The organism is Streptomyces sp. NPDC045968 (genome assembly GCF_056430475.1).
In genome coordinates, this window is the sequence record NZ_JBWKLF010000005.1 from 331857 (window position 1) to 347213 (window position 15357).

The 15357-nt window shown below is 69.6% G+C and carries 15 protein-coding genes; 4 read left to right on the plus strand and 11 right to left on the minus strand.

Features of this window, described 5'->3' with window-relative positions; all coding sequences use genetic code 11:
• Positions 1-15: 15 nt before the first annotated feature.
• Genes AC07FA_RS17210 through AC07FA_RS17225 form a run of 4 tightly spaced genes read right to left on the minus strand, consistent with a single transcriptional unit; the run spans position 16 to position 5280 of the window.
• Positions 16-1023, minus strand: a complete 1008-nt coding sequence (locus AC07FA_RS17210) for a UDP-glucuronic acid decarboxylase family protein (RefSeq protein ID WP_479076338.1) — start codon at positions 1021-1023, stop codon at positions 16-18.
• Entirely contained in the window at positions 1020-2339 is a 1320-nt protein-coding gene (locus tag AC07FA_RS17215) for a UDP-glucose dehydrogenase family protein (RefSeq protein WP_479076339.1), read from the minus strand. The genes AC07FA_RS17210 and AC07FA_RS17215 overlap by 4 nt, the downstream gene beginning before the upstream one ends.
• A complete protein-coding gene (gene galE, locus AC07FA_RS17220; RefSeq protein WP_479076340.1) occupies positions 2330-3400 on the minus strand; it encodes a UDP-glucose 4-epimerase GalE in 1071 nt (356 codons plus the stop codon). The genes AC07FA_RS17215 and galE overlap by 10 nt, the downstream gene beginning before the upstream one ends.
• A gap of 50 nt (positions 3401-3450) precedes the next feature.
• Entirely contained in the window at positions 3451-5280 is a 1830-nt protein-coding gene (locus tag AC07FA_RS17225) for a glycosyltransferase (protein ID WP_479076342.1), read from the minus strand.
• A 123-nt stretch (positions 5281-5403) separates the two neighbouring features.
• On the opposite strand from AC07FA_RS17225, the gene AC07FA_RS17230 reads away from it, so the two are divergent.
• From AC07FA_RS17230 to AC07FA_RS17240, 3 genes are all read left to right on the plus strand, one after another.
• The gene (locus tag AC07FA_RS17230; RefSeq protein WP_479076343.1) at positions 5404-6120 is read left to right on the plus strand and encodes a TetR/AcrR family transcriptional regulator; all 717 of its coding nucleotides are present in this window, start codon (positions 5404-5406) and stop codon (positions 6118-6120) included.
• Between the two features lie 155 nt (positions 6121-6275).
• On the plus strand, positions 6276-7148 hold the full coding sequence (locus AC07FA_RS17235) for a GNAT family N-acetyltransferase (protein WP_479076345.1): 873 nt from the start codon (positions 6276-6278) through the stop codon (positions 7146-7148).
• A gap of 198 nt (positions 7149-7346) precedes the next feature.
• Positions 7347-8012 (plus strand): TOPRIM nucleotidyl transferase/hydrolase domain-containing protein, encoded by a 666-nt coding sequence (locus AC07FA_RS17240; RefSeq protein ID WP_479076346.1) that lies wholly within the window; start codon positions 7347-7349, stop codon positions 8010-8012.
• Between the two features lie 168 nt (positions 8013-8180).
• On the opposite strand, the gene AC07FA_RS17245 is transcribed toward AC07FA_RS17240, so the two are convergent.
• The 3 genes from AC07FA_RS17245 to AC07FA_RS17255 form a co-directional block, all read right to left on the minus strand.
• Positions 8181-8696 (minus strand): GNAT family N-acetyltransferase, encoded by a 516-nt coding sequence (locus AC07FA_RS17245; RefSeq protein WP_479076347.1) that lies wholly within the window; start codon positions 8694-8696, stop codon positions 8181-8183.
• Between the two features lie 90 nt (positions 8697-8786).
• Entirely contained in the window at positions 8787-9458 is a 672-nt protein-coding gene (locus AC07FA_RS17250; RefSeq protein WP_479076348.1) for an enoyl-CoA hydratase-related protein, read from the minus strand.
• A 600-nt stretch (positions 9459-10058) separates the two neighbouring features.
• The gene (locus AC07FA_RS17255) at positions 10059-10547 is read right to left on the minus strand and encodes a MarR family winged helix-turn-helix transcriptional regulator (protein ID WP_479076599.1); all 489 of its coding nucleotides are present in this window, start codon (positions 10545-10547) and stop codon (positions 10059-10061) included.
• A gap of 96 nt (positions 10548-10643) precedes the next feature.
• Here AC07FA_RS17255 and AC07FA_RS17260 point away from each other — a divergent pair, with 96 nt between their 5' ends.
• Positions 10644-11525: an NmrA/HSCARG family protein gene (locus tag AC07FA_RS17260; protein ID WP_479076349.1), complete on the plus strand. Its 882-nt coding sequence runs from the start codon at positions 10644-10646 to the stop codon at positions 11523-11525.
• Positions 11526-11639: 114 nt separating this feature from the next.
• On the opposite strand, the gene AC07FA_RS17265 is transcribed toward AC07FA_RS17260, so the two are convergent.
• The 4 genes from AC07FA_RS17265 to AC07FA_RS17280 form a co-directional block, all read right to left on the minus strand.
• On the minus strand, positions 11640-12143 hold the full coding sequence (locus AC07FA_RS17265; RefSeq protein ID WP_479076350.1) for a metallophosphoesterase family protein: 504 nt from the start codon (positions 12141-12143) through the stop codon (positions 11640-11642).
• A gap of 100 nt (positions 12144-12243) precedes the next feature.
• Positions 12244-13902 (minus strand): catalase, encoded by a 1659-nt coding sequence (locus tag AC07FA_RS17270; protein WP_479076351.1) that lies wholly within the window; start codon positions 13900-13902, stop codon positions 12244-12246.
• A 215-nt stretch (positions 13903-14117) separates the two neighbouring features.
• The gene (locus AC07FA_RS17275; RefSeq protein ID WP_479076352.1) at positions 14118-14783 is read right to left on the minus strand and encodes a class F sortase; all 666 of its coding nucleotides are present in this window, start codon (positions 14781-14783) and stop codon (positions 14118-14120) included.
• A 92-nt stretch (positions 14784-14875) separates the two neighbouring features.
• Positions 14876-15301, minus strand: coding sequence for a hypothetical protein (locus AC07FA_RS17280; protein ID WP_479076353.1), 426 nt, complete (start codon positions 15299-15301; stop codon positions 14876-14878).
• Positions 15302-15357 lie beyond the last annotated feature (56 nt).

The window sequence follows — 15357 nt, forward strand, 5'->3', positions numbered from 1 at the left end:
TCCGACGCATGGGGATCAAGCCTCCACGGGCTCAGGATGTCCGGGGTCGGGCCCCCGGACGGGCTGCATCGGCCCATTCTCCGGTGACGGACGCGAGCGGTCGGTGAACCACGCGGCGGTACGCCGCAGGCCGTCGTCCACCGGCACCCGGGGAACCCAGCCGAGCTCCCGGCGGGCCCGGGCGATGACGGGTCGGCGGCGGCCCGGGTCGTCGATGGGCAGCGGGGCGTACTCGATCCGTGACCGCGATCCGGTGATGCCGAGGACGAGGTCCGCGAGCTCCCGCACGGTGTGCTCGGCCGGATTGCCCAGATTGACCGGGCCGCTCAGACCGCGCCGGTCGATCATGGCCACGATGCCGCGTACGAGATCGTCGACGTAACAGAAGCTCCGGGTCTGGCTTCCGTCGCCGTAGACGCTCAGCGGCCCGCCTGCCAGCGCCTGGCGCAGGAACGTCGACACCACGCGGCCGTCGTGCGGACGCATCCGGGGCCCGTAGGTGTTGAAGATCCGTATGATGCCCACGTCGACGCCCAGGCTGCGCCGGTACGCCATGGACATGGCCTCCGCGTACCGCTTGGCCTCGTCGTAGACGCTGCGCGGGCCGACCGGGTTGACGTTGCCCCAGTAGTCCTCGGGCTGCGGGTGGGTCTCGGGGTCGCCGTACACCTCGCTGGTCGAGGCCAGGACGAACCGGGCGCCGCTCCGCAGGGCCACGCGCAGGGCGTTCTCCGTGCCCCGGCCGCCGGCCGAGAGGGTTTCCAGCGGCAGCCGGTGGTAGTCCGGGGGAGAAGCGGGACTGGCGAGGTGGGCGACGGCGTGCACAGGAACCGGGATCTCGAACGCCGCCGTGACGTCACCGCGCAGGAGCCGGAAGCGCGGGTTCGCGCGCAGATGGGCGACGTTCCGCGGTTCGCCCGTGCAGAAGTTGTCCAGGCACCACACCGTGTCGCCTCTGCGCAGCAGCGCCTCGCACAGATGGGATCCCAGAAAACCGCCACCGCCTGTGACGAGGACCTTCATGACGTGCCTCCCATCGGGCGTCCCAGCGCGTGCATCGACCAGCCGGCCGCGCGCCAGGGTTGTGCGTCGAGACTGTTGCGTGCGTCCAGGAGCACCGGGGTGCGAACCACCGGGGCCAGGGCCACGGGGTCGATCTGCCGGTACTCCGCCCACGGCGTGAGGTGCAGGACCACATCCGCGTCCTCGCACGCCTTGGGGATGTCCAGGGCGTACGTCAGGTCGGGGACGGCCGTGCGCGCGTTGTCCAGGGCCTGTGGGTCGTGTACGCGCACGGCGGCCCCCTGCTGACGCACGGCGGTGGCGACGGCCAGCGCGGGCGAGTCGCGCACGTCGTCACTGCCCGGCTTGAACGAGGCGCCCAGGACGGCGACCCGGCGGCCGGCGAAGGACCCGCCGACAAGCTGCCGCGCCCGAGTGACCGTGCGCCGCCGCTGGCGGAGGTTCGTGCGGTCGACCTCGTGCAGGAACGCCACCGCCTCACCGGCGCCGATCTCCTCGGCACGGGCCGCGAACGCGCGAATGTCCTTGGGGAAGCAACTCCCGCCGAAGCCGAGCCCCGGCTCCAGGAAGCGGTGGCCGATCCGGGAGTCGGCGCCGACCGCGCGGGCCAGCACCGTCACGTCGGCGCCGGCCGCGTCACACACCTCGGCCATCGCGTTGATGAAGGAGATCTTCGTCGCGAGGAAGGAGTTCGCCGCCACCTTGACCAGCTCGGCCGTGGCCGTGTCCGTGCTGAAGAACTCCGCGCCCGCCCGTACCAGCGGCGCGTACAGCGCCCGCAGGGCCGATTCCGCGTGCGGTGAGGACACGCCCACCACGATCCGTTCGGGTCGCATGGTGTCCTGCACCGCGGAGCCCTCACGCAGGAACTCGGGGTTCCAGGCCACTTCGCAGTCCCGGGTGCGCGCCGCGATCCGCCTGCCGAGTGCCGCGGCCGTGCCGACCGGCACGGTGGACTTGCCCACGACCAGACTTCCCGGCCGCAGATGCCGCGCCAGCTCGTCCACCACGGCGTCCACATGACGCAGGTCGGCAGCCTCGCTGTCGGGGCGCTGCGGAGTGCCGACGCACACGAAGTGCGTCCGCGCGAAGGCCGCGCCCTCGGCGAGGGACGTGGAGAAGCGCAGCCTGCCCGACGCGACGGTACGGGCGAGGAGTTCGTCCAGGCCGGGCTCGTGGATGGGGGCGCGGCCCGCTGCCAGGGACGCGATCCGTTCGGCGTCGATGTCGATGCCGAGGACCTCGTGGCCGATGTCGGCCATGCATGCGGCGTGCACCGTCCCCACGTATCCTGTTCCGATCACTGTCATTCGCATGACGTCACTCCTTCACGGATTCCCAGCCGGGTGGAGCCGGCATAGCCACAGGGATTGAGCTGCTGGAACCGCCACGCGTCCCGGCACATGGCGGCCAGGTCCCGGGTGGGCCGCCACCCCCAGGCACGCGCCACGGAGGCCGCGTCGGCGACGAGTTCGGTCACGTCTCCGGGGCGGCGCGGCACTACGTCGTACGGGATGGGCCTGCCGCTCGCCTCACGGAAGGCGGCGACGACTTCGAGGACCGAGCGGCCCCGGCCGACCCCGAGGTTGTACACCCGCATCCCGGCGCCCTCCTCGAGATGGTCCAGGGCGATGCGGTGCGCTTCCACCGTGTCCATGACGTGCAGGTAGTCGCGGACGGCGGTTCCGTCGGGGGTCGGGTAGTCGTCTCCGAACACGGGGAGGCGCTCGCGTCGGCCGACGGCCACCTGTGCCAGGTAGGGCATGAGATTGTCCGGAGTCCCGGAGGGGTCCTCCCCGACCAGCCCGCTGGGATGGGCGCCGACCGGGTTGAAGTACCGCAGGGACAGGACGGTGAACTCAGGGACACGCCGGCACACGTCGGCGAGGACCTGTTCGCACGCCCACTTCGAGGCGGCGTACGGGTTGGTCGGCCGGGCGGGGGCCGTCTCGGAGAGCGGTCCGCGCCCGGCGTCGCCGTACACCGAACAGGACGAGGAGAACACCAGCCGGTGCACTCCGTGTTCGTGCATCGCCCGCAGCAGAGAGGTCGTCCCACCGACGTTGACGTCGTAGTAGTCGATGGGCATCCGTGTCGACTCACCGACGGCCTTCAGAGCGGCGAAGTGTACGACGGCGTCCACGGAGTGGCGGTCGAAGACTGCCGAAAGGGAGTGTCGATCACGGATGTCCAGCTCGTACACGGAGCCGACGAATCGGCCGGCGATCCGCTCCACGCGGGCGAAGACCTGCGGATTGCTGTTGGAGTAGTTGTCGATCACGATCAGTTCGTAGCCGTGGTCGAGAAGCTCGACGCAGGCGTGCGAGCCGATGAAGCCGGCCCCGCCGGTGACGAGGATCGTCGAGGGCGAGCTCATGTGCCCGGTTCCTTTGCGCGCGTGCGCGTGTGCGTTCGTGGTCACCACATTCACCAGCCCAGAACAGCGGCCGCGTAGGCCGGATAGAAGAGGATCGCCGCGGCGACGGGCAGCGACGACAGAAGGCCGAGGGCCAGGGACAGCCGCGCGGTCCGCAGCGCGGAGACGAAGCGCGTCCCCGACGCCCTGGCCGCCTCCCGCACGTGAAGTACGGGCACGGCGAGCGCCACCGTCGCGTAGGCCGTCGCCCCGATGAGACAGAGGAAGACGTATCCGGCCGCCGGACCGGTCAGCTCCCCGTACAGGGCGACCGAGGACAGCATCACGGCGAGTCCCGCGAATGGTGCGGTCAGCCGGGCGAGCAGAGGCCGGGGCCCGCCCGTGTCCTTGGGGGTGACCTTGAAGGTCACCGGTGTGTGCCACAGCTTCTGGTGCACCGCGCCCAGCAGGCCCCAGACGACGAAGGGCCATCGGGTGACCGCGAACAGCCAGGTCTCCCAGCTCATCAGGGGAGCGGTGCGCGGGCGCATCAGCTGCCGGCGCCGTAGCAGACCGAGCGTCAGGAGAAGCCACACGGGCATCGACCAGAAGTGCACCAGGAAGTCGAAGTAGTTGACGTTCATCCACGGCAGCCCTGTGATCACCGCCACCGGCGGAAGGATCAGCCCCGACACGATCATCAGCCCCAGGAGCGGGTAGTACGCGAGCGCGTATCCGAAGCGCAGACGCAGCATCACCGGCAGCCGCCGCAGGTGACGCGGCAGCAGGCCCAGCAGCATCGTGGTGAGGCTCCGCGACCACTGGTACTCCTGCGTGGCCATGTCGGCGAAGGTCAGCGGTCCGTCTCCGTGCGCCTCGGCATCGATGGCGAAGGCACCGTGCCAGCCTGCCGAGTTGAGCAGGAACGTGGTGGAGAAGTCCTCGGCGAGTTCGGGACCCAGACCGCCGATGTCCCGCAGCGCCCGGGTGCGCACCGCGTAGTGGGAGCCGATGCACATCGGAGCGAGCCCGTCGCTGTGGCCCAGTTGCACGGCACCGTGCCAGATCGCCTCGCGGTGCAGCCGTCCACGCGCCGACCAGGACGCGGCGTCGGTGGCATCGCACATGCTGGGCGCCGCGACGTAACCGATCGCGGGGTCGTCGAACGGGCGGACCATCTCGGCGAGATACGTCGGGGCGGGCACGTGGTCGCAGTCCAGCTGGGCGACCACGGCATAGCGCCGGTAACCCCAGTGATCGTAGAAGTAGGCGAGGTTGCCTTCCTTGCACCGAGTGCGCCGGGGCCAGCCCGCCCGGTGGTACGGAACGACGCCGCGTCGGCACGACATATGGACGCGGTGCTCGCGGCACCACTGCTCGACCGCTTCGGTGGGGTCCTCGTCGCACAGCCAGACGTCGTAGGCGTGCGGATAGTCCTGGGCCAGCATCGCCTCCAGGGTGCGGCGGACGGTGGGCCACGGCTCGGAGGGCGCACGGGTCACCACGAAGGCGACCGCCATCGACCGGATGGGCAGCGTGGGATCGACCCGGCGCAACCGCAGGGCGGTGACGAAGAAGTAGCAGGGGATTCCGGTGAGGTACAGCAGGAGAAGGCTGTTGACGATGAGCCCGGCCCAGCCTGCCCGGTGCTCCGGCTGCAACCACCACGACCAGAACCACAGGAAGGACACCACCCAGCCCACGGCGATCGCCCACAGCGCCGCCCGGTCCCGCCTCGGAAGCACCGGGACGAAAGTCGTCCGCCGGACCGCGCGGGCCTGGTAGGGGTGCTCGAAGGTGGGGCCCTCATCGCTGATCCGTATGACGTTCCCGTCCGATATCCGCGCCAGGTGCTGCTCCATCTGGAGGAGATCTCCGGATTCCAGCTCACTGTGCGTCATGATCGAACGCTCCTGAGTCGCTGACGTCGTACGCTGACGCTGTATGTTTACGTCGTATATGTACGATTTTGGGACTATTCTTCCCCTATGTCAATCGGAGGCGGACATGGTGAGGAACTGGACATGGTGAGGAACGCCGAACAGGGTCCAGGGCGACGGGCCGGCGACAAAGGGCGCTACGGCAGGCTCAGCCGAGAACGCGTACTGGCTTCCGCCCTGGACGTGGTCGACCGCGACGGCCTGTCCGGCCTCAGCATGCGAAAGCTCGGCGCGGAACTGGGCGTGGAGGCGATGGCCCTCTACCGCTACGCACCCAGCAAGGACGCGCTGCTCGACGGGCTCGTCGAGGAGTTCTGCCTCGAACTGGAACGGGATCTGGAACGGGCTCCCGCGCCGGCGCGACAGCCCGCGAAGTCACCCGCCCCGGACTGGCGCGGGCACCTTCACCACATCGCGCAGACCACCCTCGGCGTGGCCCACCGCCACCCCCAGGTGGTACCGCTCCTGGCGACGCGCCTGCTGTCCACACCGATGGCCCGCCGGCCCCTGTCCGTGCTGCGAAGCGACGAACGCGTCCTGGCGCTGCTCCACGACGCCGGTTTCGACGACGCCGACGCGGTGCGCGTCCACCGGACCTTCACCGCCTGGCTGCTGGGCTTCCTGCTGGTGGACCTGCGGGCGATGGACGACCAGCCGGACGAGCCCGACCCCGCCTTCCGGCTGGGCCTGCACAGGATGCCCGCGCAGGAACTGCCCCGCCTGCGAGCGACGGCCGTCGGCATCGCCGAGCGGGGCGGCCCCGAGGAACTGGCCGCGGGCCTGGACGCCTTGCTGCGATGACCCGGGCACGACTTCGCGCGCGACCAGCGGACGCCACCGCCTCGCCGCCGCGGTGAGCCTCCGGGCCGGGGCGTACTCACCGCAGGCGACCGGCAGCACGCCGGCCGTAGGAAACCGGGTGCGGGCTGCCGGGGCGATGGTGTGTGATCGGGGACATGGCGATTGTGTTGGGCAGGCCGGGGATCGACGGGCTGAGCGAGGCTGTGGGCGTGCTGCGGGAGTGGCAGTACGAGGGGGCGCCGATGCAACTGCATCCGGGGGACCTGGGCTGGTTCTGGCGGTCAGGTGCGCAAGCGACCGCCGCGGCGGTCAGGACGTGGAGCCGGGACGGACGGATTCTCGCCGTCGGGCTGCTGGACGGTCCCGGGCTGTTGCGGCTGACGATCGCACCAGACGCTCAGCGGGACGAGGAGCTGGCGCAGCAGTTGACCGTGGACGTGACCCGGCCGGAGCGCGGTGTGCTGCCCGAAGGGAAGGCGAACATCGAGGCGCCGATGAACGCACTGGTCCAGGACCTGCTGTCCGAGGACGGCTGGAACACCGACGAGCCGTGGACGCCGCTGCGCCGCGACCTCACGGAGCCGGTGAACGACCCGGGCCTGAGGATCCAGGTGGTCGGGCCGGAGCAGGCGCACGTGTTTGCCGCCGTACATCGGGCGGCGTTCGACGGGTCGAGGTTCACGGACAGGCACTGGCACGCGATGGCGGCCGGATTGCCGTACGCCGAAGCCCGGGGTCTGGTCGCGTACGACGACCAGGGCGACGCGGTGGCGGCGGTGACGGTGTGGTCGGCCGGTGCGGGAAGGCCCGGGTTGCTCGAACCGATGGGCGTACACCGGCAACATCGCCGTCGCGGCTACGGCGAGGCGATCAACGTCGCCGCGGCCGCCGCACTCCAGGAACTGGGTTCATCGAGCGCGATCGTCTGCACCCCGAGCTCCAACGCAGGCGCCGTCGCCACCTACGAGTCAGCCGGCTTCCAGCGACGCCCCGAGGTACGGGACCGCATCAGGAGCGCAGCCGGATGAGGAGTGCGGCAGCGCTGACGGTACCGAGGAAGACGTATCCGCGCTTGTCGTAGGGGGGTGGTCGAGCGCAGCGGGAACTCCACCGGAAACGTTGGGACTTGATGCGGGATCAGCCCGTTGCGACGGCACGAGCTCTGCGACGTGCCGCGCGAAATACTCGTTACAGCCTGCCCGCCCGCGGCTGAGAGACTGGGGCCCATGGATGCGACAAGGCGGTTCCGTCTGGCGGTCATCGAGTGGGCGGCCGGCGGCCCGGGGGCTCCGGCAGCCGCCGCGGCCGCACGCGAACTGGCCGCCGGCACCGCCTTGCACACGGCCGTACTCGTGGAAGGGGTCAGCGACCAGGTCGCGCTCGAAGCGCTGGCTGCGCGACACGGCCGCGACCTTGAGGCGGAGGGCATCGCCGTCATCCCGCTCGGAGGCGCGACCAGTATCGGCAGATTCCTGAATCTGCTCGGCCCGCAGGGGCTCGACATCGGGCTGGCGGGCCTGTGTGACGCCGGTGAGGAGGGCCACTTCTCCCGCGCCCTGGAACGAGAGGGTCTCGGCTGTGACCTCGCTCGCGCCGACATGGAGCCGCTCGGTTTCTACGTGTGCGTAGCCGACCTGGAAGAGGAGCTGATCCGCTCTCGCGGTGCCGCCTCCGTGCAGCAGGTCGTGGACGCCCAGGGCGACCTGCGGGCATTCCGTATCTTCCAGAAACAGCCCGCCCAGCGGGAACGGAGCGTCGAGCAGCAGTTGCGGCGCTTCATGGGCACCATCAGCGGCCGGAAGAGCCAGTACGCGCGATCGCTCATCGATGACCTGGACCTCACCCAAGTACCACGGCCGCTGGACCGCCTGCTCGCGCACCTGTCTCGCTGAACCGACTCCTCTTGAAGGCCCTCTCGTTCACGTCCGCCTCCGAAGAATGCCGACGGGTGCGGCACTGAGGATGCCGACGAACGAGGACGAAATGCCCCGCTGGGAGTGGTCCCAACGGGGCGGTTCGTAGGGGCTATGCGCCTCACCTGGCAGCCAGGTGACTGGACATCACCTTCGTGTGAGGGAAGTGCTGGTGTTGATGGCCCAGTGGTTGGCTTGGAGAACCCGGTCCGCGAATGTCACAGTGCGTTCGTCGATGAACTGGAAGCCGAGAGATCGGCAGATGCCGTTCGAAGGGCCGTTGCTCGTTGCCGGAAATGCGTGCACGAGCCCCCAGCGGCCCTCGTCCCGTGCCTGTTCGAGCAGGGTGCGGACCGCCAGTTTGGCCAGTCCGCGTCCCTGGAATTCCGGCAGGACCATCCATCCGATCTCCGATATGGGCCCGTCCTCGGCGTCGTGAGACCACATGGTCACCGTTCCCGCCACGACTTCAGGTGCGGCGGGGTCAGGGATGATCATCCTGGTCCAGTCGTGATCTGCCGCTGTCCTGTGGACGTCGCGTCGGACTTTGTCCTCTATACCTTCGCGTGGCAGTGGTCCGCCGAGGCCGGCCATCATGGCGGGATCGCACCGCATTCTGACGTATACATCGACGTCATCGAGCTGGACGTTTCGCAACTGCACTGACTTCTCCTTGCTCCCTGGACGGCTCAGGTGATCCGACATGACAACCATCGACGGTCTCCGCACCAGGCCGTGCCGAGTCGGCGTGCGTCAGCCCAGGGAGCTGCCCTTGTCGCGCAGCGCCGCGAGAGCGGGTGCGTACATGCGGGATTTGATGGTGGCGAGGGTGTCGCCGGCCTTGCCCACCTGCGCGCTCGCGATCTCGATCGCGGTGGAGCGGACGGCGTCCTCGGCCACCGCGTGGTCGACGATGGCGGCCGCCGCGGCTTCGTGGCCGCCGTAGCGGCGGGCGGTGGTCATGGCTTCGTGTGCGGTCTGCGGCGCGAGCCGCCCTTGGATCAGGGCCGACATGCCCGGTGTGAAGGGGATGTTGATGTCGGCCTCGGGCAGGCACCAGAAGCCCCGGTCCGCGCGCATCACGCGGAAGTCGTGGGCCAGGGAGAACATCGCGCCCGCGGCGAAGGTGTGCCCCTGCAGCGCGGCCACCGTGACCATGGGCAGGGACAGCATCCGGGCCAAGAGCTCCTGCACCGATCCGATGAAGTCCTGGTGCTGGTCGGCGTGGGCGAACAGCCAGTCCAGATCGAGGCCGTTGGAGAAGAACTTCCCCGTCGCGGCCGTCACCAGCGCCCGTGGCCCTTCGGCTTTCTCCACCTCGTCCAGCGCGGCGCCGACGGAGGCGAGCCAGTCGGGGTGGAAGCGGTTCTCGCCGTCTCCGAGGTCGAGGACGAAGATGTTGTCCTGGCGGTCGAGCGTAGGCATGGCGGCTCCCTCAAGATGGACAGGTCAAGCGGGCAAGGTAACGGCAACGGCCGGTGACCCGTATTGGGCCGGTCACGCAAGGCGTGCACCAGCAGTTCATGGATTTCGGCGGCGGTCGCTTCCAGCGGTTCGACGCTCTGCTCGCCGCTGTGCGCCAGCACGCGGTCGATGCTGGTCGCGCCGGCCCCGTACTCCCGCAGGAGGGCGGCGATGCTGAGCACCATGCGCTCGCGGCTGTCGCTCTTCCGCGGGCTCACGTACTCGCCACCCCGTTGACCGGGCACGTGGAAGCATCAGCACCGCGAGGGCCGTCGGACATGGCGGTGTGCCTTCCTGGCATGGGGGCCGAAGGACCGGACCTGAGAACTACCAGGAAGTAACTTATGCTCTATGTCATAGAACGTACAAGGTCCTTTTGACTACTGGCATACGGCCTGCGTCAAACGCTCCGGCCATCTCGCGATCGGTGGACACACCTGGCCCTTCGGTGCGCCCTGCCCGAGGTCGGCGGCTCAACTGGCGGAAGTCCTGCGCTGCTTGACGCCGAGTGGGGTGTGGCCCCGGGTCCGCGACGGCTCAGTCGGCTGGTGTCCGGGCGGCTCAGTCCGGCTTCGGCAGGGACCGCAGGTGTTGCATCTGGGTGTGGCTGAGGTCGGAGGCGCCCCGCATGTGCCGTGTGATCACTTCGAGTTCGTCGTCGGTATGGGTGTCGAGGAGCGATTGCCATGCCTGGCCGAGGTCGTCCCACACGCCAGTGACGCGGGCGACGCGGTCGGCCACGGGGGTGACCAGTACGCGGCGGCGGTCCTGCTGGTCGGGCGCGCGGCGAACGTAGCCCTCTCGTTCCAGCCGGTCCACCAGCCGTGTGGCCGAGCCCGTGGTCAGGCCTGTCATGTCGGCGATCTGCTTCACGGTGCGTGGTCCGGGTTCGGCCGTCAGAAGGCTCAGGAACTGCACGTCGGTCGGGTGCAGCCCGAGGTGGTCGGCCACGGCCTGGTTGAACAGCACGTACGCCGCCAGGTGGCGGCGTGATTCCTTCGACAGCTCCTCGTACAACTGGGCCCGACGTGCATCCGTCACCTTGATCACGCTCCAAATCGCTGCGCGGCGCAGCAATCATGTCGTAGCATCTGCTGCGTCACGCAGTTAATGCGTGACGCATCGATACTAGCTGCCAGGAGAACCATGCTCACCGTTGCCGTCACCGGAGCCAGCGGAACCCAGGGCGGAGCCACCGCCCGCGCCCTGCTGGCCGCGGGCCACCACGTGCGCGCGCTCACCCGGCACCCCGCCTCGCCTGCCGCAGACGTCCTGCGCGGTCTGGGAGCCGAGGTGCGCCACGCCGACTTCGACGACCGCGTCTCCCTCGGTGCCGCCCTCGCCGGGGCGGACTCCCTCTTCGCGGTCACCACCCCGTTCGGCACCGACGTCGCCACCGAAACCCGGCAGGGCAGGGGCCTGGTCGACGCCGCGGCAGTCGCCGGTGTCGGGCACATCGTCCTCACGTCCGCTTCCCATGCCGACCGCGGTACGAGGATTCCGCACTACGAGAGCAAGTACCTCGTCGAGCAGCACCTCCACACAGTCGATGTGCCCTGGACCGTGATTGCCCCGGCGGCGTTCATGGACAACTACGCGGGTGGCTGGACGCTCGACGGCCTGCGTGAGAACACGTTCGCCTGGCCCATGCCCGCCGACCGGCCGTTCACGCTCATCCCCGCAGTCGACATCGGCGCTTTCGCTGCGCTGGTACTGCGGCGCCGCGACGAGTTCGCCGGCCGGCGCATCGAGATCGCCTCCGACGAATGCACTCCCGGCGAGATCGCCGCGGTCCTCGCGGCAGTCACTGAGCGGCCGATCGCCCACCAAGAGGTCTCGCTGGCACATGTCCGCACCCAGTCGACGGACTTGGCGGCCATGTTCGCGTACTTCACCACCGTCGGTCTCGATGTCGATGTCGCCGGTCTGCGACGCGACTACCCCGAAGTCGGCTGGCACAGCTTCGCCGACTGGGCCGCCGGTCAGGACTGGCCCGCGCTCCTGTCGCCCGCTGGGGCACATCAGTGAGATCCCGCTCCATCGAGGGAGCCTGCTACGACCGCCGGCCGCGACCGAACTCACCGTGGCCGAGGCCCGGCTCCACCACACCGGCCGCGCGGACGGAGTCACACGCCCGCCGCGTCAGAAGCGTGGAGGCAGTCGGTGCAGGCGTACGTCGAGCAGCCGGGCGTCCGACACCTCGGCGGTCATGTACGTGCAGTGCGGTTGTCTCCGCCGGTCGGTCGGTGACCCCGGGTTGAGCAGCCGCAAGCCACCAGGAGCGGTGGTGTCCCAGGGGATGTGGCTGTGGCCGAACACAAGGACATCGACATCGGGGAAGCGTTCCGCGCAGCGCCGCTCACGGCCGTGAGCGGCCCCGGTCTCGTGCACGACTCCGAAGCGGACCCCTCCGCACTCCACCCGGGCAACCTCCGCCAGCCGGGCCCTCAGCTCCGGCCCGTCGTTGTTGCCGAAGACGGCGACGAGGCGCTGGGCGCGGGCTTCGAACAGATCCAGCGTCGCCGCGTCCACCCAGTCGCCCGCGTGAAAGACGACATCGGCTCTCTCGATCTCCCCGAGCAGGAGCGGAGGAAGTTGCCTGGCCCGCTTGGGCACATGAGTGTCGGATGTAAGCAGCAGACGCACAGGTCACACACTCCGGGGCTCGCACAACGAGGGCGGACCAGACAACTCACCCGAAGTCCCCGGTCCGCACCTCACCCATTCTCGCTCCCGCTCCCGCGCTTCAGCGGGTGACGACGTGCCGCTCATCGGGAACGCAGTGCGTCATCGTCAGGCCCTCGACGTCACGCGGCGGATTGTCACCGAGCCGGGCGAGACGCTTGCGGTCGTCGTCCGACAGATCCTGGCCGGCCAGTGGCCTCAGTCCCGCCACGTCCTGCGGGGTGATGCCCAGCCCGGAGCCGACCCGGCGGCCGAGATCGTTCTCGACGAGGAGGAAGTGCCAGATCATCCGCTCCTGCACCGCCCGCTCGCACTCGGAGAGCTGACCGATGAGGTTGGCCACCAGGTCGTCCCGCTCCCACTCCTCCATGAGGAGATAACGCTGTCCCGCCTGCATGTAGTCGTTTGCCCTGGGAATGCGCTTGCGGGTGAGGCGGCCACGGATTTCCGGCCCCTGCTCGTCATGCGTCGGGTACTGCGCCTCGCGCAGACCGCCCGTGATCGACGGCTCGTAGTTCACCTCGGGGTTCTCACCGTGGTGGCCGTTGTCGTACGCCATCAGCCCGTCGCGCTGATTGGTGGCCACGTGTGCGTTCTTCGCCCGGTTGACGGGGAGCTGCAGGTAGTTCGGACCCACGCGGTAGCGCTGTGTGTCGCTGTAGGAGAAGGTCCGTCCGACCAGCATCTTGTCGTCGGAGAAGTCCAGCCCGTCGACCAGTACGCCGGTGCCGAAGGACGCCTGCTCGTTCTCCGCGAAGTAGTTGTCCGGCACCCGGTTCAACACCATCCGGCCCACCGGCTTCGGCGGGAAGTCCTGCTCCGGCCAGGTCTTGGTGTCGTCCAGCGGGTCGAAGTCCAGCTCGGGATGGTCGTCGTCGGACATCATCTGCACGACCAGTTCCCACTCGGGGTGGTCGCCCCGCTGGATGGCGTCGTACAGATCCTTCGTCGCGTGGCCCAGCTCCCGCGCCTGTACGTTGGCCGCGTCCTCGGCGGTCATGCTGCGTACGCCCTGCTTCGGCAGCCAGTGGTACTTGACCAGCACGGAGTCCCCTTCGGCATTCACCCACTTGTACGTGTTGACGCCGAAGCCCTGCATATGACGGTAGTCGGACGGGATGCCCCGTGGACTGAACAGGTTCATGAGCATGTGCATGCTTTCCGGCGTCTGCGACATGAAGTCGAAGATGCGCCCCGGCTTCTGCTCATGGGAGACCGGGTCCGGCTTGAGCGCGTGGATGACGTCGGGGAACTTGATCGCGTCCCGGATGAAGAAGACGCCGAGATTGTTTCCCACGAGATCCCAGTTGCCGTCCTCGGTGTAGAACTTGACGGCGAAGCCGCGGGGGTCGCGCGCCGACTCCGACGAGTCACGGCCACCGATCACTGTGGAGAAGCGGACCGCGACGTCGGTGCGCTTGCCCGCCTCCTGGAACAGTTTGGCGCGGGTGTAGCGGGAGATGGGCTCGTCGCCCCACTTTCCGTATGCCTCGAAGTAGCCGTAGGTCGTCACTCCCCGGGCATGCACCACACGCTCAGGGATGCGCTCCCGGTCGAAGTGGCTGATCTTCTCCAGGAACTGGTAGTTCTCCAGGGTGGCCGGCCCCCGGGCCCCCACCGTGCGCTGATTCTGGTTGTCGTAGACGGCATGACCCTGCCGGTTCGTGAGCTCCGGCCGGTCGTCGTCCGGGTCCGGCCCTGAGCTTGCTACGTCTGTCACAGCACACCGCTCCTTCTCGCTGCCCCCGGTATGAGGCACCCCGGCGCTTCAAACGGAGGGCCGGACTCCGGGACGTGGAAGGCACCCCGCGTCCGCCTCAGGCTCATCCGGTAGACGGGTCTCCAATGCGCTCATGCTCTCTCTGCTCCTACGACCTCACCACCGCAGAGAGGCGAACGGAGGAGGGTCTCCCGTCAGCCCACCGGCATGCGGAGTCAGTGCCGTGCGGCGGCGTACACGATGAGGTTGTCCACCGGGTGCCCCTCGGCGTCGAACGCGCCGTCGCACGTGATGAGCCGCAGCGTCGGCCTGCCGGTGGCTTTGTAGACCCTGTCGGTGGGGAACGCCTTCTTGCTGACCGTTTCGCTGCCGGTGACCGTGAAGCGCACCGTCTTTCCGCGCTTGTCGCGGACGACGATGTCCGCACCCTTGCGGATGTCCTGCAGATCGTGGAAGACGGCCCTGCCGAAGCGGGTGTCGTTGTGGCCGATCAGCACCGCCGCTCCGGGCTCGCCCGGGACGGCGCCGCCGGTGTACCAGCCCGCTGTCATGCCCTGCTCGGCCGGTGGGACCTCCACGGTGCCGTCGGCGTTGAGCCCCAGCCGCATCAGGGAACTGCTCACGCCGACGGAGGGTATGGAGAGGTGGGCGGGGGCGGCCGGTGCGGTCCCTGGTGGTTGCGCGGGCCGGCCCGATCGCGCGGACTCGTTCTGCGTCGGCCGGGTGTCGGCGGTACCTGTGGCGGCCGGTGAGGACGTGGCCGGTGTGGGTGTGGTGGCCGAGCAGCCGGCCACAGCGACGCAGACCGCCAGGGCGACGCAGGCCGCTGGGACGGGCAGCAGTCCGGCAGCCCGCCGAGGGCGCGGGGTCGTACGGGGCACGAGGGCTCCAGGGGAAGAAAAGAGCGAGGACGACGGATGGTGGCGCCGCCCGGTGGAGGACGGCGCCACGGTCATTTCCGGGTGACGGCGGGTCAGCCGTTGCGGTGGGCCGCCGAGCGGCGACGTACGACGAAGGTGCCCGCGCCCGCGAGCAGGAGCGCTCCGGCGGCGGACCCGGCGAGAGCGGTGGTGCTTTCGCCGCCGCTGGTGCCGACCGGGCGTTCGCCGGCCGCGACGCCGCCACGGGGCTGGACGGACGGAGCCTGGCTGGGCACGGCGGGCGCGGGGCGGTCACCCGCCGCGACGCCGCCACGCGGTGCGACCTGGGGCGCCCGCGTCTCGGTGCCGGGGGCGGCCTCCGCCCGCTCCGGCGAGGGGGTGCTCTCGACGGCGGGGGCGGATCCGGGAGTGGAGGGCTGGGGCGAGGCGTCGGCGAAAGCCGCGGTGGACGGGACGAGGACCGCACCGGCCGCGACGGCGGCGAGCACGGCGGTACGCAGGGTGAGACGAGCGGTCATACAGGTGGCTCCATTCCAACTCGGCCCCGTGACGGGCCCGGATGCCGGTGTGCACC

Bases quoted from the DNA above. Each gene is read 5' to 3' on its own strand.
- AC07FA_RS17210 (WP_479076338.1), bottom strand. From the start codon at position 1,023: ATGAAGGTCCTCGTCACAGGCGGTGGCGGTTTTCTGGGATCCCATCTG.
- AC07FA_RS17215 (WP_479076339.1), bottom strand. From the start codon at position 2,339: ATGCGAATGACAGTGATCGGAACAGGATACGTGGGGACGGTGCACGCC.
- galE (WP_479076340.1), bottom strand. From the start codon at position 3,400: ATGAGCTCGCCCTCGACGATCCTCGTCACCGGCGGGGCCGGCTTCATC.
- AC07FA_RS17225 (WP_479076342.1), bottom strand. From the start codon at position 5,280: ATGACGCACAGTGAGCTGGAATCCGGAGATCTCCTCCAGATGGAGCAG.
- AC07FA_RS17230 (WP_479076343.1), top strand. From the start codon at position 5,404: ATGGTGAGGAACGCCGAACAGGGTCCAGGGCGACGGGCCGGCGACAAA.
- AC07FA_RS17235 (WP_479076345.1), top strand. From the start codon at position 6,276: ATGGCGATTGTGTTGGGCAGGCCGGGGATCGACGGGCTGAGCGAGGCT.
- AC07FA_RS17240 (WP_479076346.1), top strand. From the start codon at position 7,347: ATGGATGCGACAAGGCGGTTCCGTCTGGCGGTCATCGAGTGGGCGGCC.
- AC07FA_RS17250 (WP_479076348.1), bottom strand. From the start codon at position 9,458: ATGCCTACGCTCGACCGCCAGGACAACATCTTCGTCCTCGACCTCGGA.
- AC07FA_RS17260 (WP_479076349.1), top strand. From the start codon at position 10,644: ATGCTCACCGTTGCCGTCACCGGAGCCAGCGGAACCCAGGGCGGAGCC.
- AC07FA_RS17280 (WP_479076353.1), bottom strand. From the start codon at position 15,301: ATGACCGCTCGTCTCACCCTGCGTACCGCCGTGCTCGCCGCCGTCGCG.